The following is a 21700-nucleotide window of genomic DNA, read 5'->3' as shown; positions in this document are numbered from 1 at the left end:
GCATAAATTCGGCTTTTTTTGATATACTTGGCCGAAATTGACAAGACCTTGGATACATAACCGATTAGAAGTCCGCGTAAGTTTAAAAACTTTATTGACAGGACTCCAAATGGTGTCCTATAATTGAATTGTCACCAAATGGTGTCCTATGAAGGAATCGACGAAATGCATAGGAGAGGGTGTTGTGAGCGAGAACAACCAGTTGCGGGATGTTTTTGATGCGATTGCAGATCCAACTAGGCGCCGACTGATTCGTTTGTTAGCAGAGGAAAAGGAGATACCGCTTCATGAATTAACGGCACAGTTTCAAATGGGCCGTACGGCGGTATCCAAGCATTTGACCATACTTAAAGAGGCTGGACTGGTACTTGACCGAAAAGTCGGCAGAGAAACGCGATTTAGGCTAAACGCCTCACCACTCAGAGAAATTCAAGATTGGTTAGCTTTCTACAGCAAGTTCTGGAGTGAGAATATGTTGCGCTTGAACCAACTATTAGAGGAGGAAGAAGAATGAGTTTAACATTATCTATGGATTTTCAGTTCACGTCATCGATTAAGAAGCTTTGGTCCGCCTTAACTGATTCAAGTAAGCTAGCCAAGTGGGTGGCCAACATCCAGACCGGTGAAGCGATGGATAATGATTTTGAACCCGTCGTAGGACACCGTTTTCAATTTCGAACTCAACCGACCGAATATTGGAATGGAATTATTGAAGGCGAAGTACTGGTCGTGGAGGAACCGCACCGGTTGTCCTATACTTGGGAGAGCGGTGAGAAGCACACGGTCACCTGGACGCTACAAGATTTAGGAAACGGAAAGGTTAACCTTCATCTCGAACAAACCGGAATCTCAAATGCTCAAGCACTGGGTGGTGCTAAGTATGGCTGGAGTAAATGGTGCGGCGAGCTTGAAAAGGTATTGGATAAATTGTAAAACATTTGAGAATCAAGCATCCTTCCGGACAAGCGATGCCATCCATAATCATTACTTTGATTGCCGCATCCTTTTTAGTTCATAGAAGTGTCGGTTGAACAAGAACAGGGGCCGTACGAAGCCCGTGAAAACCGCGGGCTTTTTATTTATCGGAACGAATTGAGCAAGTTAAATCAAAAAACAGAAGGGGGTACCTTGATGATTAAAGGTGAAAAGAATACTAAGATTGATCCCTATTTTAACAAACTTAAGAAGTGGAAGGAAGAATTTGAGCTGTTGAGAGATATTGTTCTTGACTGCGAGTTGACCGAGGATTTTAAGTGGATGCATCCTTGTTACACGTTTGACAATCAAAACATCGTTTTGATTCATGGGTTTAAGGATTATTGTGCGCTTCTGTTTCACAAAGGCGCGTTGTTAAAAGATCCCCATGGGATCCTAATCCAACAAACGGAGAACGTTCAGGCAGCACGCCAGATTCGCTTCACCAATGTTAAAGAAATCGATGAAATGCAACTTATCTTGAAAACATATATTGATGAAGCCATTGAAGTTGAGAAAGCCGGCTTGCAAGTGAACTATAAAAAGAATACGGAATACATCATGCCTGAAGAATTAGAAAATAAATTCGTTGAAATCCCCGACTTAAAAACGGCTTTTGAAGCATTGACGCCAGGACGGCAAAGAGCATACATTCTGCATTTTTCTACCCCAAAGCAATCCAAAACCCGAGAGTCAAGGGTTGAAAAATATATCGCGCATATCCTCAATGGAAAGGGATTAAATGATTAGTAACTCCGCGCTTAGCGCGGAGTTTTTAGTTTTATGGCTTTAGCCAGTTGAGTGAGTGAAACGCGCGAAACAAAAAACCACCCGCTATGCGGGTGGAGGGAACGAGGGTTTGACCACCAAGACCGTTCCGATAAAATTGAGATGTTCAGGCTCAACAGAAAGGAATGGTCAAAGATGGCAAACAAGAGCTACAGCCTAGCTCACACAAAGTGGATGTGCAAATACCACATTGTATTCACCCCGAAGTATAGACGGAAAGAGATCTATAATCAAGTGAGAAGAGACTTAATAGAAATTTTCAAACGCTTATGTAAATACAAGGGAGTAGAGATCATAGAAGGCCACATGATGCCCGATCATAAATACGGGAATCGGAAATTCTGGGCAGAAGGATATGATGTGAGTACAGTGGGCTTAAATGAAGCAACGGTAGCAAAATATATTCGAGAACAAGAAGCACATGACCAAGCCATAGATAAGCTGAGTGTAAAAGAGTATGAAGATCCATTCAGCAGCGACAGGAGCAAAAAGAAATAAACCAGTTTAACTGGTAAGTGAAAGTGACAAATAACACTGAGCCTGAACAGATTTGTGGTCAGGCTAGCGTCTTTAGGCGCAGTTTGGCAACAGGGGGTTATACCCCAGGAGCAAACCACCCGTTGGACGGGTGGTTCTGATTTAACTGAAGCACGCTAATCTAACGGGCACTAGAACTCAAAATTGCTCAACATAGCAAACAAAAAGAAATTTAAAATACTCAACCTATTCTAGAATAGAAATAAGTTGATTTGACGATATGTTAAGGTGAGGCAATTTAACATGATGGCTTTGGGTGGCTCAACGCACGGGATTGGTTCGATATTTTTTACGTGAAGGGGTGTACTGTATGAAGACTTTAGGGTCGTTGAATGTTGATGTTATTACGTTGTTTGTGGAGGATTTGCAAAGGGTGAGGGCGTTCTATCAAGAAGTATTTGGATTTTCCGCTGTATATGAAGACGATGTTTCTGCGGTATTCAACTTCGGAAATATGAGCATTAACCTTCTGAATATTTCCGAAGCATATGATCTGATCCATCCAGGAACTGTCGCAATCCCAGAATCCGGATCTAGCTTTCAGTTTACCATCCGAGTGGATAATGTAGATGCAGTATGGAACGAATTAAAAACACGTGGAGTTGCTCTACTTAACGGTCCAGTAGACCGGCCATGGGGAGTACGCACGGCTGCCTTCACAGATCCGGCAGGCCATGTCTGGGAGATTGCAGAGCAATTAACTTAGAGATAGTGTTAACTCATTCAATTAAAGTGACGGAGTTCGTCTAGAACCATGGTTTGATGATACTAATATAGCGGGAAATCAAAAAAGAACCTGGATAGTTTATCAGGTTCTTTATATTGCATATAAACAGGCACGATGATATAATCAGCTTACAACTTTTGTGGCATACATGGACAAAAATATCGTATTCTACATTTTAAATTTACCATGCCAGAAAGCTCTTGTCAACAGTTTTTTTCAATTTAAGGGTTAGGGGAGATCATGAATGAGTGCTTTGGTTCTCGGTTTTCAGGAAGTGGAACATTCGCAGCTATTGCTTGTTGGCGGAAAAGGTTTGAACTTGGGGAAGTTATCAAAAATTGAAGGAATTCAAGTGCCAGAAGGGTTTTGTGTTACAACAGCGGGATATCAAAAAGCCATCGAACAAAACGAAACGTATCATGGTTTGCTCAATCAACTAACCACGCTAAAAGCAGAAGATCGAGATCAAATTGGTGAAATCAGCAGGAAGATTCGCCAACTCATCATGGAAGCAGCAGTTCCTTCCGATGTTGTGAAGGCAGTTACTCACTATCTCTCCCAGCTTGGTGATGATCATGCTTATGCAGTGCGTTCTAGTGCGACTGCTGAAGATTTGCCGCATGCCTCTTTTGCCGGTCAACAAGACACCTTTTTAAATATCATCGGCGTCGATGCAATCCTGCAGCATATCAGCAAATGCTGGGCTTCCCTATTTACGGATCGCGCGGTAATCTACCGTATGCATAATGGATTTGACCACAGTCAAGTTTATTTATCTGTTATCGTGCAAAGGATGGTTTTCCCGCAGGCTTCAGGGATTTTATTCACCGCCGATCCGATTACTTCAAACCGGAAGCTGCTATCGATCGATGCCAGTTTTGGACTTGGAGAAGCACTGGTCTCAGGCTTGGTATCTGCCGATTGTTATAAGGTACAGGAAGAGGAAATCGTCGATAAGAGGATTGCAACCAAAAAACTGGCTATTTATGGACTAAAAGAAGGCGGAACAGATACCCGGCAGCTCGATCCCGATCAGCAAACCGCTCAAACACTTACTGAACCACAAATTTTACAGCTGGCACGCATCGGAAGGCAAATCGAAGCTCATTTTGGCTGCCCGCAAGATATCGAATGGTGTTTGGCCAATGGTACTTTTTATATTGTCCAAAGCCGGCCAATTACTACTTTATATCCGATTCCTGAAGCGAATGATCAAGAGAATCACGTTTATGTGTCTGTCGGTCACCAACAAATGATGACAGATCCCATGAAACCACTGGGCTTGTCTTTTTACCTGTTACTAACTCCAGCGCCCATGCGTAAAGCAGGCGGAAGGCTGTTTGTTGATGTTTCGCTTATGCTGGCTTCACCTTCCGGCAGGGAAACTTTAATAAATGTCCTGGGAAAAAACGATCCGCTCATTAAAGATGCATTGACGACCGTCATAGAGCGGGGGGATTTTATAAAACCGACACCGGATGATAAGACAGAACAGAGTGACGGTAAAAGCAATCAAGGTCCGGCGCCTGCGAATTATGAAACACTTAACGATTATGATCCGGCCATCGTTTCTGATTTGATTCAGCGAAGTGAAACATCGATCGAAGAGTTAAAATATAAGATCCAAACGAAATCAGGAGCGGATCTATTTGATTTTATTCAAGAAGATATCCAGGAACTAAGGACGAGGAAGAACGTATCTGATCCACGAAGCTTTGGTGTGATTATGACTGCTATGAATGCTTCAGCATGGATCAATGAAAAAATGATGGAGTGGTTGGGTGAAAAAAACGCAGCAGATACGCTGTCTCAATCTGTACCTAACAATATCACTTCGGAAATGGGCTTGGCTCTAATGGATGTCGCAGATGTGATACGCCCTTATCCGGATGTCATTACTTATTTACAACATGTAAAAAATGATCGCTTTTTGGATGAACTGGTTAAGTTTGAGGGCGGGCAAGAATCCCAAGACGCGATCTATGCTTATCTAGGCAAATACGGAATGCGATGCACCGGAGAGATCGATATTACCAGAACCCGTTGGAGTGAAAAGCCAATTACCCTTGTCCCCATGATTCTGGGTAACATCAAAAACTTTGAGCCTAATGCCGGAAAGCGGAAATTTGAGCAAGGGCGACAGGAAGCTTTGAATAAAGAACAAGAGTTATTAGAGCGGTTGAAGCGATTGCCGGATGGCGAACAAAAAGCCAAAGAGACAAAACGAATGATCGACCTAGTCCGAAATCTCATTGGATATCGGGAATATCCAAAATATGCATATATTAATCGCTTCTTTGTTTATAAGCAGACTTTACTGAAAGAAGCCGGACAACTCGTAGAAGCAGGCGTTATTCTTGAAAAAGAAGATATCTATTATCTTACTTTTGAAGAACTTCACGAAGTCGTACGCACCAATAAACTGGATTATCAGATCATCAATAAACGAAAAGAAGAGTATAAATTTTATGACAAACTAACTCCACCGCGTGTGATCACATCTGATGGTGAAATCATTGCAGGTAAGTACAAACGGGAAAATCTACCAGCCGAAGCTATTGTAGGTCTGCCTGTTTCTTCCGGAGTTATAGAGGGACGGGCGCGGGTCATTTTAAATATGGAGGATGCTGATCTAGAAGATGGAGATATCTTAGTCACCTGCTTTACTGACCCCAGCTGGACACCATTGTTTGTATCCATAAAAGGCCTAGTCACCGAAGTTGGTGGACTGATGACCCATGGAGCCGTTATCGCACGTGAATATGGCTTACCGGCAGTTGTCGGAGTGGAGAATGCTACCAAACTGATAAAAGACGGGCAACGAATTCGCGTGCATGGAACAGAAGGGTATATCGAAATATTGAAAAGCGTTAAGTATACGGAATCGCATGAATAGGATGGGATCGTTAAGAAATAATAAGTCAATGCATAACAGCCCATCAAATGCACCGGATAGTATCAAATACCTGTGATTTACAAATAGAATAGTAGAGTTACTATGTAAAAACCTTGAGAAAAATAAGCTATACCGGTAACTGCTATTAGCATACAAGGGGGAGATTTCTTTGTTTCGTTGGATGATTCGCAAAATGACGAACGGTGTCATGGACACGATGGCGGACCATTATATGAAGCGTATGATGCAAGATCCATATACGGAAAATGTGTTTTCCATGTTTGCAATCATGCAAAAGCTGACGCCGCGGGCGATCATTGAAGCCGGAATACGGGCGGAAAGCGGAAAAGTAATCGAACGTACTTTGGGGAGTACGATTGTGTTGTCGGACTGGCATAAAATTTTGCTTAACCCCGTGCATATGTTCCGCCTGCCCACACAAGACGACGTGCCAATCCAAACAGGCGTCACCATTGGACCTCAAGCGAAAAAGCCACTAAATCTCGAAATTCCTATTCTCATTAGCGGTATGTCTTATGGTGGAGCAATAAGTTTGAAGGCGAAGGCCGCTTTGGCTCGTGGTGCCAGTATAGCCGGTACGGCTACCAATTCAGGAGAAGCGCTTTTCATTAATGAAGAACGAAGGGAAGCCAAGTTTTTCATCGGCCAGTATCATCGTGGCGGATGGATGAACATCGATGAATCACTCCGCCAATTGGACGCTATAGAAATCCAGCTCGGTCAAGGAGCTCGGGCGGCCGCTCCGTCGATGGGGTCGCACCAGATTGGGGAGGATTTGCGGATCACCAAAAAACTGAAACCTGGCGAAAATTCCGTCATTCATTCCCGCATCCCGGGAGTAAACAAAACGGAGGACATTATTTCACTGGTACAGAACTTGAAAAACAAATACGGTGTACCAGTGGGTATTAAAATCTGTGCGACTCATTTTATGGAACGGGAGTTGGATGTCGCCGTTCAAGCGGGAGTCGATTATTTTGTCGTGGACGGGGCGGAAGCAGGAACGCAGGGAGGTCCGACGACACTTCAGGATGATGTCGGACTGCCAACGTTATTTGCGTTGGCAAGAACCGTTCAGTATTTGGAAGAACACGGAGTCAAACAAAGCATTTCCGTCATCGCTAGTGGGGGATTAACGACGCCGGGGCATTTCCTCAAAGCTATGGCATTAGGGGCGGACGCGGTCTATATCGGTTCAATCGCCCTGATCGCCCTGCTTCAGACGCAAATAGCGGAGGCGCTTCCGACTGAACCCCCGCCGCAAATCCCTTTATATTTGGGAAAGCTCAAAGAAGATTTGGACGTTGAAAAGGGCGCTGAACATTTAGCTAATTTCCTCAAGTCGTCCGTCGAAGAAATGAAATTAGTTGCGTATGCCCTTGGGAAAACGGATTTGGCACAAATCAACAAAATGGATCTGGTTACAGTCGACCGGGATTTAGCCCAAGTATTGCAGATCGATTATGCCGGTTTCCCTCCGGGCAAACAAAAACCTTCCCCAGGAGCCAACGTTACTCCGGGTGCAACGGAAATGATGGATCCTGATGAATCTCTGCATTTACAGTAAACCCCCTTCTTTGTCGGGGCATTCAGGATGTCCGTAAAGCTGACGGCGATTAATTTGGTTAGCTTCTTGGCTTCTGGGGGAGAGTATCTCATAGCGATTGCGCTTTCGAAGGTGGGAAGTAGTTTGACGCTTATTATCTTTTGTGCATCAAAGAAAAATGAGCTCAGACGTCGTTACCTGAGCTCATTTTTTTATGAAGAGACGGATTTTGGACATAATGTTTCTTTTATTCTTTGATCTGATTATTATATGTTTGTTGCCGATAAAGCAAGTTGATCTTCGGGCAGCGCCTTCGATGAACCATCGTTATGAAGAACATTCCGCCATGAATAACTCGGTTCATATCCAAGAATATTCCTGGCTTTATCTATTGCCATCAGCGTCTCGTGTCCCTGCACCTCTCTCTTCAAGGACACATTGGGAAAAAATCGTTTGACCAAATCCTGGCTAAGATCCGGCATGATGGTGTCCGGGGCAGTGATATGGAAGACCTGATTACCTAAATTGTCCTTCTCTATTGCAAGAAGACATGCCTTTGCTGCATCTCTAACATCACAGTAGGCCCAGGCGTTTTTCTTTTGAATATCCTTTTCTTTATCATTCCAATGCATCGTAGGGATTTTTCCATACTCATCAGGTTCATACATATTCGCAAAGCGAAGAGTGACGAGCTGTTGATTCGTAAGTTTGTAATACATCCCTGTTAGGTGTTCAGTCAGCAGCTTTGCCATGGCATAGGATGACTTTGCTGTAGTTGGATGCTCTTCATCAACAGGAAGGTAATCAAGCTCTTCCGGAACAAAAGGATAGCCCAAAACAGTTTCGCTTGAAGCCCATACCAGCTTGGGGATTTTAAAATCCTTACAAGCTTCAAGAATGTTAAAATTAACTAGCATGTTGTTCTCGAATATCGCCTGAGGGGTATTCCTTACATCGGTTGGGATATTCCCAAGATGGACAACGGCATCACTTCCCATCAAAAGCTGACAGACTTGACCATAATCACGTAACTCCGCTTGAATAAAATTTTCTGATGCAGATTCCTCCCTTAATAATCGATCTGTGGCTATAACTTCATAACCGGCTTCCAATAGGGTTCTTACCGTCCATCGGCCGATTTTTCCGGCTGCTCCTGTCACCACTACTTTCATCGTTCTCCACCCCTTATTAAAATTTCTGATAAAGCAAGTTGACCTTATATCCATATTAGAATTCCCGTTACTTTCTGGTTTTATTACTGAGGCAGCTTGGTGAATAGCCATGGAAGGTATTGCCGCTTGATGGTTCTTTATCGTTATGCAAAATAAAAAACTAAATTTTCCTATGTAGTTGAGCGGACTTGTATTACCACGTATGAGCTAAATGAATCAATAGCTCGATCGGGTGATTTTTTTGTTTTTCACCAAGTTGTCAGAAAGAGTTGATCCTTTCATGAACGTTTAAACCTAAGATATATTAATTTTAATTATTAGGTCTATACTAATACTTTGAATGCAGTCACCTGATATTGAATGTAGTCTAATGGGTAGCAGGCCTAGAGTTTGAAAGGAGGCAATAAAGAATGGCAATTGATACGGTGCTGTGGAGCAGGCTGGTGACAGGCATGACTCTTGGGTTTCACGTTATTTTTGCGACGTTCGGCGTCGGTATACCGCTGATGATCGCTATCGCAGAGCTCATCGGGATCCGCAAGAAGGATCCCCATTACACACTTATGGCGAAGAGGTGGTCACGAGGGTTTGTTATATCTGTGGCGGTTGGTGTCGTGACAGGCACAGCGATATCACTGCAACTGGCTCTGGTGTGGCCGAACTTTATGAAACTGGCTGGGAATGTCATTGCACTTCCGTTATTTATGGAAGTGTTCGCGTTCTTTTTTGAAGCCATCTTCCTGGGCATTTATTTGTATACGTGGGACCGGTTCAAAAATCCGTATATCCATTGGTTGCTGACAATTCCAATTGTCGCCGGGGCAGGCATGTCTGCTGTTTTCATTACGACGGTGAACGGATTCATGAACCAGCCTGGCGGCTTTGTAATGGAAGCAGGCCAATTCATAGCGGTTAACCCTGTGCAAGCAATGCTGAATACGGCGACGTTCTCCAAGGTGTTCCATGTATTAAGCTCGGCCTATCTGACAGGAGCTGCCCTGTTAGCTGGAATTGCAGCCTTTACGATGCTGAGAAAAGGCGTGTCTGCATACCACAAAAAAGCCTTGAACCTCATGATGGCAGTTGTTTTGCTGTTCAGCTTGCTTAACACGTTAGCCGGAGATGTATCCGCCAAGTTTTTGGCCGAGCATCAGCCGGAGAAGCTTGCAGCGGCAGAATGGCATTTTGAGACTGAAAGCGGTGCGGATTTGATTTTATTGGGATGGCTTAATGCAGAGCATGAAATTATAGGGGCTCTACACCTGCCGAAAGTTCTCAGTTTCCTGGCCTTTGGAGACTTTAATGCAGAGGTAACGGGGCTGGAGGAATTCCCTCTGGATGAGCGTCCGCCACTTCTTGTTCATTATTTGTTTGATTTAATGGCCGGAATCGGATTCGTTCTGTTGGCTATTTCATTCCTGTATTTCCTGTTTGTGTTCTGGAAGAAGCGCAATGAGCTTAACAAGTGGCTGCTTCGTGTCATTGCACTGAGCGCACCGCTTGCTTTTCTGGCTGTTGAGATGGGCTGGTTTTATGCAGAAATAGGGCGGCAGCCGTGGATTATCCGAGGATATATGCGTGTAGAGGAAGCCGCTACTTCTTCACCGAATGTGAGAATTTTATTTTTCCTCTTCTTGCTACTGTACATCGTATTGGGCATCATGTGTGTTCTCGTGCTAAGACGCCTGTTCCATAATAATCCCGCTGAACTCGAGATGGAGAAATGGATGAAGGAGAAGCCTAATCAATCTACGGAGAAGGGTGAGCCTGCACGATGAGTTATGAATTGATTGGCATCTCGGTACTCTGGTTGTTCTTGTACGGCTATTTAATTGTAGCTTCCATTGATTTTGGGGCGGGCTTCCTCGCCTTCTATGCACGCCTGACGAAGCAGGACCACCTGATAAATCGTCTGATCTCCCGTTATTTATCACCGGTCTGGGAGATCACCAATGTGTTTTTTGTCTTTTTCTACATCGGCATTGTCGGATTTTTTCCGGATACGGCCTATTATTATGGCTCCGCACTGCTTGTTCCAGGAAGCATTGCAGTTATTCTACTTGCCATTCGCGGTTCGTTTTATGCCTTTGAAAATTACGGTTCCAAAAATAACATCGTGTATCTGTTTTTATATGGAGCTACGGGTTTGCTTATTCCGGCTTCCTTGTCAGTGGCGCTGACGCTGTCTGAAGGTGGCTTTATCGTGAAGCAGGGTGAGACGGTTTCTCTGGATTACTGGGCGCTGTTTACAAATCCGTTATCGTGGAGCATCGTTGGACTGGCGATCGTGTCAGTTTTGTTCATTAGCGGTTCATTTCTGGCATTTTATGCTTCTCGGGCAGAGGATCACTCCGCGTTGAAGCTGATGCGGAACTATGCCTTGTTCTGGAGCACACCGACAATTATTCTCGCACTGACAGCATTTATTTATTTGGGCCAACACAATGAGCGGCATTTTCAAAATATGATGGATTTATGGTGGCTGCTTGCACTTTCCGTTGCTTTCTTCATGATCGCGATGTGGCTGTTATATAATGGACGCCGTTACGGATTAGCTTTTATATCCATCATGCTGCAATTTTTCTGCGCCTTTTTCGCTTACGGGATTGGGCAATACCCTTATATTCTCGATCCATATATCACGATTCAGAGCAGCGCCACTTCACCATCGATGGGCTTCGCGCTAGTTGTTGTATTTATCGGTGGTCTGTGCCTATTGATCCCTTCCCTTATTCTGGTCTTCAAACTTTTCCTGTTTGATGCGGATTATGTAAAAGGGAAAAAATAAGGCTGATTGATCATAAAGCCATGTGAGTGGTTCCCTTACAGGCTTTTATATAGAGGAGGAGAGTTCTGTGAAGCGGAAGTCCAGTCTGATCTCTCATCAAATGTCTTCGCAAAGGAAAAACATAGTTATACTTGCCATCATTTCACTGGCACTTGGTGTAGCTATTACAAGCCAGGCCGCATTGCTTGCTGAAGCAGTCCAGCGGATTTTTGTGGAGAAAGCTTCTTTTTCATCGGTTGTCATGTTGCTCGGCATACTGTTGGCTGTTATGGCTGTACGCACACTGTTGTCGTATGGAAACGGGAAAGTTGGCTTGCAGATGGCTGCCAGTGCCAAGACGAATATGCGAGCAGTCGTGCTGCAAAACCTGACCCATGCGTCCATGCCTTCAACCCTTCGTGGACAGACGGGAGGAAAGGTCAGCATTGCCCTGGATGCTGTGGATGAGGCTGACAGTTATTTCAGTCAGTACATGCCGCGTATGATGGAAGCTGCTATTATCCCGATTCTGATTTTGGCCGTTACGTTTATCCAACATGCCAATACAGGCTTCATTATGCTGTTTACGGCGCCGTTTATCCCGATGTTCATGATTTTGGTGGGTCTGAAAACGAAGAACAAATCAGAAGAGAAATATGCGCAACTGGCCGAGTTTTCCGGTACGTTTCTGGATTCTCTACAAGGGCTGGTTACGTTGAAAATATTTGGACGGGCTCACCGTCAACAGCAGGAAATTGAACGCAGCAGCTTAGGTTATCGTGATGCCACGATGGGCATTTTGAAAATCGCATTTACGAACACCTTCATGCTGGAATCGATCGTTATGCTAAGCATCGGCATTGTTGCCCTCGAACTGGCCATTCAGTTGCTTGTTTTCAAATCTATGACGTTCCACACCGCCTTTCTCGTTTTGCTGCTCGTTCCCGAGTTTTACAGCCTGTTAAAGAATACGGGAACAGCTTTTCACAGTGGTCGAACAAGTATGGGAGCGGTTCGTAAGGTGGAACAGATGCTTGCGGAAACGAGCAGCAGAAGCGCGCAAACCGAGGGTGAAGAGGGAGAGTACACAAGCGATAGAAACGATCGGATGGCGCAGCCGGAAGGGAGCCGCACAGCCTATACGGAAGTGATTCCAATGCCACCATCCATTGAACTGGACAATGTCCGGTTTCGGTACGCACCCGATTCATTTGAGCTTGTGGCTGGCCGGATCTCGCTTGGACCGGGAGAACACATCGCCATTGTCGGAAAAAGCGGCTCAGGTAAAACGACTTTGCTTCATCTCATTGCCGGGTTGCTGAAACCAGCATCGGGAGCGGTTCTGGTGAACGGAAGTTTACTCTCGCAATACGATGAGACTGCATGGTTCGAACGTGTTAGCTACATAACACAGCATCCGTATATTTTTGCAGGCACATTTGCTGAAAATATTGCGATTGGCGCGGGTCGTAAGGTCTCCAGGGCTGAAATTGAACAGGCGGCGGAGGAAGCCGGACTTGCTGCGGTTGCCGCCCAATTGGAGCAGGGCTTTGATACCTTTGTTGGTGAAGGCGGCAGGGGACTGTCTGGTGGGGAAAAGCAACGGCTTGCCTTGGCACGCGCTTTTTTGAAGCGACCTGCTATCATTTTGTTTGATGAACCCACAGTGGGACTGGATTTGCACACCGAGCGGGTACTGCAACGTTCCATTGCTACACTGGCAAAAACGGCGACGATGATTACGGTGGCTCACCGATTATATACGATTCAACATGCCGACAACATTTTGTTTATGGACAATGGAGTGTTAGTGGATTCGGGACGTCATGATGAGCTTCTGGAGCGCCTGCCTCAGTATGCCGAGATGGTTGATGTTCAACGAAAAGGGGGGTTAGCATGAATGAGCTAGCTATTCTGTCAAAGGCGATGATGCAGGAGCGCAAGGATATCGTCCTTTCGATTGTGGGCGGATTTATCGCCGGTATAGCAGGTGTGGCTCTCTTTTCCGCGAGCGGGTATTTGATTTCGCAAACGGTATTTGCGCCACCGCTATACACATTAATTGTACTCACCTCGATGGTCAAACTGCTGGGCCTGCTTCGGGCGGCGAGTCGTTACGGAGAACGCTTGTATTCCCACCGGGCGACGTTCTCCATGCTTAGCCGTTTACGGACCTCCTTTTTTGCCAAGCTTATTCCTTTAACGCCTGGTATATTGAACAAAAATCGAAGCGGGGATCTGCTTGCGAGGATCGTTGGGGATGTGGAAAGCTTACAAAATTATTTTTTGCGCGTCGCCTATCCACCGATCATTGTCGTCATGGTCTTTTTAGCTACGATACTGTTTACTTCTGCCTTTTCGTTCTGGATTGCGTGCTTGTTTGTACTAGGAATGCTGGTAACGGCATTGGTTGTTCCGGGAATTGTTTTACTAGGGCAGCGGAAAATACATGGACGTGTTCGCCAGCAACGGGCTATGCTTTCTACGGAAGTAACCGAAGTGTTGTATGGTTTCCGGGATTTGAAAGTATACGGCCAATTGGCACAGCGGGAGCAGCAGCTTCAGCAGGCTTCCGCTAGATTGGCAGCCGAGCAGCAACGAGCAGCCGGGCACTTGCTGCGCGGGCAATCCATGCATGCTTTTGTTACACTCTTCATTTCTTGGGGTGTGCTGTCGCTTGGAGCCTACTTAATCATGGACGGAGCACTTGCTGGCGTGTTTCTTGCTATGCTGGTCATGGCCTCACTTACGGTATTCGAAGAAGCTGCAGCAATGTCCACATTACCCGCGTATAAGCAGGATAGCGAACACGCAGCCAAACGGCTGACGGAAACGGTATTGACCTCCGATGTACAGTCTGCGCAACCAGACGGCGTGTTGTCTGCCGATCATGCCGTTTCGGTAGAGCTATCCAGTGTTACCTTTCAATATGAAGGAGAGTGGAGACCGGCGCTGAAGGATATGTCCCTGCATATTTTACCAGGCTCCAAAACGGCGATTGTCGGGCCGAGCGGGTCCGGAAAATCAACGATTATCGAATTGCTGCTCAAGCTGCGTACACCAACGGCTGGCGATATACGATTAAACGACGAGTCGGTGAAAGAACTGGATGAGGCGAGCATTTGGCAAACCGTTAATGTGGTGTTGCAGCAAAGTCATTTCTTCCGGGGAACGATCCGGGACAACCTGCTGCTGAATGAAGAAGGACATTCTAACGAACAATTGTCGGATGTGCTGGCTAAAGTGCAACTGCCGAACACATCGTTGACCGATATGGTGTATGAAAAAGGGGAGAATCTATCGGATGGCGAGAAGCAGCGGCTGGCTCTGGCGCGGGCAATGTTACGCAAAGGACGGTTATGGCTTCTGGACGAACCGACGTCTTCGCTGGATTACGTGACAGAGCAGCGCGTATTGCAGCATCTTTTTGCACAGGCGGCTGAAGATACGCTTCTCCTGATTTGTCATCGCCTTACCGGATTGGAAGAGATGGATCGGATCGTGGTCATGGAACAAGGCAGGGTAGTGGAAACGGGTTCCTACTCCGAGTTGATGAAGCAAAAAGGCTATTTTTATGAGATGAAGAAAATCGAACGGCAAATGATTGGAGAAGCTTGAGCGTAAAAGAACAAAATATGCCTTGAACCTGCCCGGTTTCTTGATTAGATAATTTTCAGCGAGAAGCCCTTTGGTCTACAAATGGAGATTTTGATTCAAATTCTGGCTACTTCATGACGAAGTTTGAAGCGCTGATTTTTGCGTTTCATGGATATCAGGTTAGCCAGAATCTTCTGGTTGGCCTTTTTTTGTGGCCGTTTTATGATTGGGTAAGCCAAAGACACCTGGCTCAAGAACGGCTTGGATAAATTTCCAGTGATAAAGTGATTGTCAAATCGAAAAAAATATGATAATTTAATATCTGTAACCGGTTACACATAGAGGTGAACAGTACATGACAACAACAATCAAAGACGTAGCTAATCTGGCTGGCGTATCGGTAGCCACCGTATCAAGGGTCATTAATGACAGGGGTTATGTTCATGCGGACACGCGCAAGAAAGTGGAAGATGCCGTGAAGGCGCTTAACTTCTCCCCCAATGAAGTGGCCCGCTCATTATATACACGTAAATCCAAACTGATAGGCCTGCTGCTGCCGGATATTGCAAACCCTTACTTCCCGCAGTTGGCCCGCGGCGTAGAGGACGGGATGCAGGAGCAGGATTTCAGGCTGATATTCGGAAATAGTGATGAGGATGAACGGAAGGAGCAGGATTACATCCAGACGTTTATCCAGAATAACGTGATGGGTGTGATCTCTTCAACGAACTACCCCCATTCTCCAATATACGAGAACTTGAAGATCCCCGTTGTGTTTCTTGACAGGACTTCACTCGATAGTCCATCCGTGTATGCGGACGGCAGAGAGGGCGGACGACTGGCTGCCAGGGAGATCATCAAGCGCGGAAGCTGCAGGATTACAGTCATGCAGGGACCGTCACATATCAGGCCTGCGCAGGATCGTTTCGAAGGAGCCATCGAAATCATTCGGGACGCCGGTTTGGATTACCGCGTAATTCAGACCACCTCCTTTTCTTTTAACGAGGCCGGATTATGGGCGGAAGAGCTGTTCAGCAAACATTCCGATACAGACGGGGTCATTGCGAGCAATGACATCGCAGCCATGGCGGTATTGCATGAGGCATTGCGAATCGGTAGAAAGGTTCCCGATGACGTGCAAATTATCGGTTTTGACGATATCCCGATGAGCAGCATTTTATCGCCGGGATTGTCCACCATCCGCCAACCGGCATACGAGATGGGAAGGAAAGCGGCGGGATTACTTATCGGACTTGTGGAACAGGCTCCAATCGAGAATAAAAACATACAGCTGCCCGTCGAGTTCATTGAACGGGGCACAACGAGAAAGGTGAGTACAAATGGCTAAAATATGCGTAATCGGCAGCAGCTCCATGGATCTGGTTGTTACCTCTTCAAAGAGACCTGGGGCGGGTGAAACCGTCCTTGGCGACAGCTTCAAAACCGTTCCCGGCGGCAAGGGAGCCAATCAGGCTGTTGCCGCTGCACGGCTGGGTGCCGAAGTTGCGATGATCGGCCGGGTAGGCGACGACGCTTTCGGCACGGCCATTTTAAATAATTTCAAAGCAAATACTGTAAATACGCAATATGTGAAACCGGTTACACATATGGAAAGCGGCACGGCTCATATCGTACTTGCGGAAGGCGATAATAGTATCGTGGTCGTCGAGGCGGCGAATCGCGAGGTCACTCCTGCATATGTTGATCAGGCGGCTGAGTTGATTCGCAGTGCCGATATCGTGCTGATTCAGCAGGAAATTCCGGAGGAAACCGTGGTTCATGTCAGCGCGATGTGCGCCGGGTCCGGAACGCCTCTGCTGCTCAATCCGGCTCCGGCGAGAAAATTGCCGCAAGAAGTTATCGACAATGCCGCATATCTCACGCCGAACGAGCATGAAGCCGAGATCTTGTTTCAAGGCATAAGTCCGGCGGAAGCATTGCGCCAATATCCCAACAAGCTGTTCATAACGGAGGGCAGCAAAGGCGTACGTTATTTTGACGGGGAACAGGAAATTGTTGTACCGGCTTACAAGGTGGAGGCATTGGATACCACCGGGGCAGGGGACACGTTCAACGCCGCTTTCGCGGTCGCTTTGGCTGAAGGCAAACCGTTGCAGGAGAGCATACGATTCGCCAATCGGGCTGCATCGTTGTCCGTGACCAAATTCGGAGCTCAGGGTGGCATGCCGACGAGAGATGAAGTAGAGGAGAGTTTGTAATGAAAAGAAACGGCATATTGAATAGTCACATTTCCAAGGTACTGTCTGATTTGGGCCATACGGACATGATTGCCATCGGGGATGCTGGCCTTCCCGTTCCTGAAGGGGTACTCAAAATCGATGTGGCTCTGAAATTGGGAACGCCAAGCTTTCGGGAAGTGGTGGAACTGATCGCGGACGATATGGTCGTTGAGAGAGTGATTGTTGCAGAAGAGACCCGGGAAGGCAATCCCGTGGCTTTGCAGTTCATTACGGAGAAATTCGGAAAGGATGCAATTGATGCTTCCGTCAGCCACGAACAATTCAAAGCGCTAACCCGGCAGGTCAAAGCGGTCATTCGCACGGGTGAAGCCACGCCGTATGCCAATTGCATTTTACAATCGGGTGTCCATTTCGGATAAAAGGGGGTTACTTCATTATGCATATTCAGATGCAAGATATTCATAAAGCGTTCGGCACCAATCAGGTGCTGAGCGGAGTGGATTTCGAACTGAAGGAAGGTGAGGTTCATGCCCTGATGGGCGAGAACGGAGCCGGCAAATCCACGCTGATGAACATTTTGATCGGACTCCATCAGCGGGATCAGGGAACCATCTCCATTGACGGGAAGGAAACCTATTTCGGCAGTCCGAAGGAAGCAGAGAAACTGGGCATTGCTTTTATCCATCAGGAGCTGAATGTTTGGCCTGAAATGACGGTGCTTGATAATCTCTTCATCGGTAAGGAAGTGACGTCTTCCTTCGGGTTGCTTAATACGAGACAAATGAAAGCGCTTGCCACGGAGCAATTCGCCAAGCTGTCCGTGCAAGTTCCGCTGGAACGGCCTGCGGGAGAATGCTCCGTCGGCCAGCAGCAGATGATCGAAATCGCCAAGGCGCTGATGACCGATGCCAAGGTCATCATTATGGATGAACCAACCGCAGCGCTTACGGAGCGCGAGATACAGAAGCTGTTTGGCGTAATCACCTCACTGAAGAAGAACGGGGTATCCATCGTATATATTTCTCACCGGATGGAGGAGATTTTTACGATCTGTGACCGGATTACCGTGATGCGTGACGGCAAAACGGTAGATACCAAACCAATCTCACAGACAAGTTTTGATGAAGTAGTGCGGAAAATGGTTGGTCGGGAGCTTACGGAACGATATCCGGCCCGGAATCCTTCTTATGGTGAAGTGGTTCTGGAAGTACGGGACGCAAGCAGCAAAGGGTTGTTTCGGAATGTCAGTTTCACTGTAAGAGCGGGTGAAATTCTCGGCTTCTCAGGGTTGATGGGTTCGGGACGGACAGAGATCATGAGAGCGATCTTTGGTTTGGATGCGATGGACAGCGGCGACGTCATGATCCGTGGCAAAAAGGCGAACATCCGAAAGCCGGCAGATGCGGTCAGACATGGCATCGGTTTCATTACGGAAGACCGCAAGGATGAAGGCCTTGTGCTTGATTTCTCCATTCGCGAGAACATGGCGCTGCCAAATCTGTTCAGTTTCTCAAGCAAAGGGTTCATCTCGGCTGCAAAAGAACAAGATTTCGTCGATACGCTGATCAAACGTTTGCAGATTAAGACGCAATCTTCAGAAACGGCGGCCCGGAATCTGTCAGGGGGCAACCAGCAGAAGGTAGTTATCGCCAAATGGGTCGGCATCGGTCCAAGCGTGCTCATCCTTGATGAACCGACGCGCGGGGTGGATGTCGGAGCGAAGCGCGAAATCTACCAGTTGATGAATGAACTGACAGACCGCGGGGTCGCGATCATTATGGTATCTTCGGAACTTCCCGAAGTGCTCGGCATGAGCGACCGGATCGCGGTCGTGCATGAGGGGCGCATCAGCGGCGAGCTGGCGAGGGAAGAAGCAACGCAGGAAAACATTATGACATTGGCCACAGGGGGACAGTGAAATGACAACAATGCAGCAAAACAAAACTGCCAAAAGCGGCTTCCGCTTGTCAAACGTGACACAAAAATTAGGACCACTGCTCGGTTTGATCATTCTTATTGTAATCGTATCGGTATTGAATCCAAGCTTCTTGGAACCGTTGAACATCTTGAATCTATTGCGCCAGGTCTCGATTAATGCGCTGATTGCCTTCGGTATGACGTTTGTTATCCTGACAGGCGGAATCGATTTGTCGGTTGGCTCCATTCTGGCTTTATCCAGTGCCTTTGTAGCCAATATGATGTTATCCGGCCTGGACCCGATATTATCGATCATTATCGGGGTAGTACTCGGCGGTGTCATGGGTATGGTGAACGGTTTGATGATTACCAAAGGCAGAATGGCTCCGTTCATCGCCACCTTGGCGACCATGACGATATTCAGAGGATTAACGCTTGTATACACGAATGGCAACCCGATTACGGGGCTCGGCGACAGCCTGCTGTTCCAACTGTTTGGACGCGGTTACCTGCTGGGCATTCCGGTACCTGCCATAACAATGCTGATTACCTTCATGATTCTGTGGACTATTCTGCATAAAACGGCCTTTGGCCGCAAAACGTATGCCGTCGGCGGCAATGAGAAAGCCTCCATTATCTCGGGGATCAAAGTAACGCGCGTGAAAATCATGATCTACTCCCTGGCGGGCATGCTTGCGGCGCTGGCAGGCGCGATTCTAACATCGCGTCTGAACTCCGCACAGCCAACGGCCGGAACGTCCTATGAGCTAGATGCTATCGCGGCCGTCGTTCTGGGAGGAACAAGCCTTTCGGGCGGACGCGGACGAATCGTCGGCACATTGATCGGTGTTCTGATTATCGGCGTGCTGAATAATGGATTGAACCTGCTCGGGGTGAATTCCTTTTATCAAATGGTTGTGAAAGGTATCGTGATTGCCATTGCTGTCCTGCTGGACCGCAAAAAAACGGCTTAAGGAGGAAAGCAAACATGAAAAAATGGACTTTAACGCTCGTAAGCATGCTGATAATCATCGTTCTGGCCGGGTGCTCTCTCGAGCCGCCGGGATGGGCTAAGCCTGACCCGGTTGGAAGTAAGGAACAGAAGAAAATCGGTCTGTCGATTTCTACTCTAAACAATCCATTCTTTGTGTCACTGAAGGACGGGGTAGTTGCAGAAGCAGAAAAGCAGGGGATTCAGGTCATCGTGGTTGATGCGCAGAACGATTCGGCCAAGCAGACCAATGATGTGGATGATCTTATTCAGCAGGGAGTCGATGCCCTCCTGATTAATCCTGCGGACTCCGCGGCGATCTCCACGGCGGTTCAATCCGCCAACAGTGTGGGCATTCCCGTTATTACGCTGGATCGCTCCGCTGACAAAGGCGAGGTGGCGGCCTTGGTCGCATCCGATAACGTCAAAGGCGGGCGAATGGCAGCGGAACACTTTGTTGAACAGCTTGGTGAGGGAGCGAAGGTGATTGAGCTTGAAGGCGTGCCCGGTGCTTCCGCAACGAGAGAGCGGGGGAAAGGCTTCCATGAAGTTGCCGACCAGAAACTGGATGTGGTTGCCAAACAGTCTGCCGATTTTGATCGCTCCAAAGGTTTGAATGTGATGGAGAACCTGCTGCAGGGCAATCCTGATGTGCAGGCGGTATTTGCCCATAACGACGAGATGGCACTGGGAGCCATCGAAGCGATCCAAAGCTCAGGCAAAGACATTCCCGTGATCGGATTTGACGGCAACGACGATGCGATCCAATCCATTCAAGACGGAAAGTTGACGGCCACGGTTGCTCAGCAGCCGGTACTGATTGGCCAGTTGGCGGTGCAAGCTTCTCTAGATGTGCTGGAAGGCAAGCAGGTAGAGAAATCGATTCCGGCTGAATTGAAGCTGGTGACCAAGGAAAACGCAAATAACTAAATAAGCACTTGCATCCCGTTTTGGACGAAAGCGCCAGGGCGGGATATTTTCTTTTTCGTCCGTTCCGGTGGTGACGACCACGCCGAGATTTCTTAAATCATGTAACTTTGAAGAGGAATTGAGCGATCTGACTTACCATGACCTGACTGCATGATTATTGGTAGAGTGGTATGGTGTCAGCTGTGACGTCTTTTCTATAGAGACTGGAATATTCTGATTGTTGTTCTTCTTCTTACGAGAATGTTATATTATTAGTCCAGTCGCCAACACTGACTGGTGAATAACGATTTGGAATTTATTACAACTTGTTAGACTATAACAAACATGATATATTAATTATCCGGCCAATTGAGAAGGCTGCTTGATCTTTGAAAACTGAACAACGAGTGAGTGGGAATTCACGAAAGTGAAATCCAAACAAAGAGGATTCTTACAGCATGCAAATGCTGGAGATGAATCGGTAGAGAATGCAAATTCTCGTCAGATGTTTCAAAATGAGCAATCGCTCTTTTCAATATCTTTATGGAGGGTTATTTTCTCGGAGTGATTCGGGGAAGCAGCTGCTCGATAAAACCTAATTGGAGAGTTTGATCCTGGCTCAGGACGAACGCTGGCGGCGTGCCTAATACATGCA

Annotated in this window: 18 protein-coding genes and 1 rRNA gene; 18 read left to right on the top strand and 1 reads right to left on the bottom strand. The window is 46.9% G+C overall.

The window, feature by feature from the left end:
- The first annotated feature begins 184 nt into the window (after positions 1-184).
- From IEY53_RS19750 to IEY53_RS19720, 7 genes are all read left to right on the top strand, one after another.
- A complete protein-coding gene (locus IEY53_RS19750; protein WP_189028001.1) occupies positions 185-514 on the top strand; it encodes an ArsR/SmtB family transcription factor in 330 nt (109 codons plus the stop codon).
- Entirely contained in the window at positions 511-933 is a 423-nt protein-coding gene (locus IEY53_RS19745) for an SRPBCC family protein (protein WP_189027999.1), read from the top strand. The genes IEY53_RS19750 and IEY53_RS19745 overlap by 4 nt, the downstream gene beginning before the upstream one ends.
- Before the next feature lie 198 nt (positions 934-1131).
- The gene (locus tag IEY53_RS19740) at positions 1132-1725 is read left to right on the top strand and encodes a YdeI/OmpD-associated family protein (protein ID WP_189027997.1); all 594 of its coding nucleotides are present in this window, start codon (positions 1132-1134) and stop codon (positions 1723-1725) included.
- Positions 1726-1899: 174 nt separating this feature from the next.
- A complete protein-coding gene (gene tnpA, locus IEY53_RS19735; RefSeq protein WP_189028164.1) occupies positions 1900-2262 on the top strand; it encodes an IS200/IS605 family transposase in 363 nt (120 codons plus the stop codon).
- 349 nt (positions 2263-2611) lie between these two features.
- A complete protein-coding gene (locus IEY53_RS19730; protein WP_189027995.1) occupies positions 2612-3007 on the top strand; it encodes a VOC family protein in 396 nt (131 codons plus the stop codon).
- A gap of 265 nt (positions 3008-3272) precedes the next feature.
- Complete coding sequence (ppsA, locus tag IEY53_RS19725; RefSeq protein WP_189027993.1) at positions 3273-5924, top strand: phosphoenolpyruvate synthase; 2652 nt, start codon at positions 3273-3275, stop codon at positions 5922-5924.
- 169 nt (positions 5925-6093) lie between these two features.
- Entirely contained in the window at positions 6094-7512 is a 1419-nt protein-coding gene (locus tag IEY53_RS19720; RefSeq protein ID WP_229696245.1) for an FMN-binding glutamate synthase family protein, read from the top strand.
- 245 nt (positions 7513-7757) lie between these two features.
- On the opposite strand, the gene IEY53_RS19715 is transcribed toward IEY53_RS19720, so the two are convergent.
- On the bottom strand, positions 7758-8663 hold the full coding sequence (locus IEY53_RS19715; RefSeq protein WP_189027991.1) for an NAD-dependent epimerase/dehydratase family protein: 906 nt from the start codon (positions 8661-8663) through the stop codon (positions 7758-7760).
- A 410-nt stretch (positions 8664-9073) separates the two neighbouring features.
- On the opposite strand from IEY53_RS19715, the gene IEY53_RS19710 reads away from it, so the two are divergent.
- The 11 genes from IEY53_RS19710 to IEY53_RS19660 form a co-directional block, all read left to right on the top strand.
- Complete coding sequence (locus IEY53_RS19710) at positions 9074-10441, top strand: cytochrome ubiquinol oxidase subunit I (RefSeq protein WP_189027989.1); 1368 nt, start codon at positions 9074-9076, stop codon at positions 10439-10441.
- The gene (locus IEY53_RS19705) at positions 10438-11451 is read left to right on the top strand and encodes a cytochrome d ubiquinol oxidase subunit II (RefSeq protein ID WP_189027987.1); all 1014 of its coding nucleotides are present in this window, start codon (positions 10438-10440) and stop codon (positions 11449-11451) included. The genes IEY53_RS19710 and IEY53_RS19705 overlap by 4 nt, the downstream gene beginning before the upstream one ends.
- A 67-nt stretch (positions 11452-11518) precedes the next feature.
- The gene (cydD, locus tag IEY53_RS19700) at positions 11519-13330 is read left to right on the top strand and encodes a thiol reductant ABC exporter subunit CydD (RefSeq protein WP_189027985.1); all 1812 of its coding nucleotides are present in this window, start codon (positions 11519-11521) and stop codon (positions 13328-13330) included.
- A complete protein-coding gene (gene cydC / locus IEY53_RS19695) occupies positions 13327-15048 on the top strand; it encodes a thiol reductant ABC exporter subunit CydC (RefSeq protein ID WP_189027983.1) in 1722 nt (573 codons plus the stop codon). Before cydD ends, cydC begins: the two co-directional genes overlap by 4 nt.
- Before the next feature lie 334 nt (positions 15049-15382).
- A complete protein-coding gene (locus IEY53_RS19690) occupies positions 15383-16375 on the top strand; it encodes a LacI family DNA-binding transcriptional regulator (protein ID WP_189027981.1) in 993 nt (330 codons plus the stop codon).
- Positions 16368-17246, top strand: coding sequence for a ribokinase (gene rbsK, locus IEY53_RS19685; protein WP_189027979.1), 879 nt, complete (start codon positions 16368-16370; stop codon positions 17244-17246). Before IEY53_RS19690 ends, rbsK begins: the two co-directional genes overlap by 8 nt.
- On the top strand, positions 17246-17647 hold the full coding sequence (rbsD, locus tag IEY53_RS19680; RefSeq protein WP_189027977.1) for a D-ribose pyranase: 402 nt from the start codon (positions 17246-17248) through the stop codon (positions 17645-17647). Before rbsK ends, rbsD begins: the two co-directional genes overlap by 1 nt.
- 17 nt (positions 17648-17664) lie before the next feature.
- On the top strand, positions 17665-19146 hold the full coding sequence (locus IEY53_RS19675; RefSeq protein ID WP_189027975.1) for a sugar ABC transporter ATP-binding protein: 1482 nt from the start codon (positions 17665-17667) through the stop codon (positions 19144-19146).
- A 10-nt stretch (positions 19147-19156) separates the two neighbouring features.
- The gene (locus IEY53_RS19670; RefSeq protein ID WP_373293893.1) at positions 19157-20119 is read left to right on the top strand and encodes an ABC transporter permease subunit; all 963 of its coding nucleotides are present in this window, start codon (positions 19157-19159) and stop codon (positions 20117-20119) included.
- 14 nt (positions 20120-20133) lie between these two features.
- A complete protein-coding gene (rbsB, locus tag IEY53_RS19665) occupies positions 20134-21066 on the top strand; it encodes a ribose ABC transporter substrate-binding protein RbsB (RefSeq protein ID WP_189027971.1) in 933 nt (310 codons plus the stop codon).
- Between the two features lie 575 nt (positions 21067-21641).
- Positions 21642-21700, top strand: a 16S ribosomal RNA gene (locus IEY53_RS19660); the annotation flags it as partial.

Origin of the sequence: Paenibacillus albidus (assembly GCF_014644435.1) — a bacterium.
In the GTDB taxonomy this organism is placed as follows: domain Bacteria; phylum Bacillota; class Bacilli; order Paenibacillales; family Paenibacillaceae; genus Paenibacillus_AQ; species Paenibacillus_AQ albidus.
This window is presented reverse-complemented; position numbering and strand designations above follow the sequence as displayed.

What these genes read in the sequence shown, in the direction of transcription:
- rbsD (WP_189027977.1), top strand. Translation starts at nt 17,246, where the DNA reads ATGAAAAGAAACGGCATATTGAATAGTCACATTTCCAAGGTACTGTCT.
- IEY53_RS19715 (WP_189027991.1), bottom strand. Translation starts at nt 8,663, where the DNA reads ATGAAAGTAGTGGTGACAGGAGCAGCCGGAAAAATCGGCCGATGGACG.
- ppsA (WP_189027993.1), top strand. Translation starts at nt 3,273, where the DNA reads ATGAGTGCTTTGGTTCTCGGTTTTCAGGAAGTGGAACATTCGCAGCTA.
- rbsK (WP_189027979.1), top strand. Translation starts at nt 16,368, where the DNA reads ATGGCTAAAATATGCGTAATCGGCAGCAGCTCCATGGATCTGGTTGTT.
- IEY53_RS19675 (WP_189027975.1), top strand. Translation starts at nt 17,665, where the DNA reads ATGCATATTCAGATGCAAGATATTCATAAAGCGTTCGGCACCAATCAG.
- IEY53_RS19710 (WP_189027989.1), top strand. Translation starts at nt 9,074, where the DNA reads ATGGCAATTGATACGGTGCTGTGGAGCAGGCTGGTGACAGGCATGACT.
- IEY53_RS19670 (WP_373293893.1), top strand. Translation starts at nt 19,157, where the DNA reads ATGCAGCAAAACAAAACTGCCAAAAGCGGCTTCCGCTTGTCAAACGTG.
- tnpA (WP_189028164.1), top strand. Translation starts at nt 1,900, where the DNA reads ATGGCAAACAAGAGCTACAGCCTAGCTCACACAAAGTGGATGTGCAAA.
- IEY53_RS19740 (WP_189027997.1), top strand. Translation starts at nt 1,132, where the DNA reads ATGATTAAAGGTGAAAAGAATACTAAGATTGATCCCTATTTTAACAAA.
- rbsB (WP_189027971.1), top strand. Translation starts at nt 20,134, where the DNA reads ATGAAAAAATGGACTTTAACGCTCGTAAGCATGCTGATAATCATCGTT.
- IEY53_RS19745 (WP_189027999.1), top strand. Translation starts at nt 511, where the DNA reads ATGAGTTTAACATTATCTATGGATTTTCAGTTCACGTCATCGATTAAG.
- cydC (WP_189027983.1), top strand. Translation starts at nt 13,327, where the DNA reads ATGAATGAGCTAGCTATTCTGTCAAAGGCGATGATGCAGGAGCGCAAG.
- IEY53_RS19705 (WP_189027987.1), top strand. Translation starts at nt 10,438, where the DNA reads ATGAGTTATGAATTGATTGGCATCTCGGTACTCTGGTTGTTCTTGTAC.
- IEY53_RS19690 (WP_189027981.1), top strand. Translation starts at nt 15,383, where the DNA reads ATGACAACAACAATCAAAGACGTAGCTAATCTGGCTGGCGTATCGGTA.
- IEY53_RS19730 (WP_189027995.1), top strand. Translation starts at nt 2,612, where the DNA reads ATGAAGACTTTAGGGTCGTTGAATGTTGATGTTATTACGTTGTTTGTG.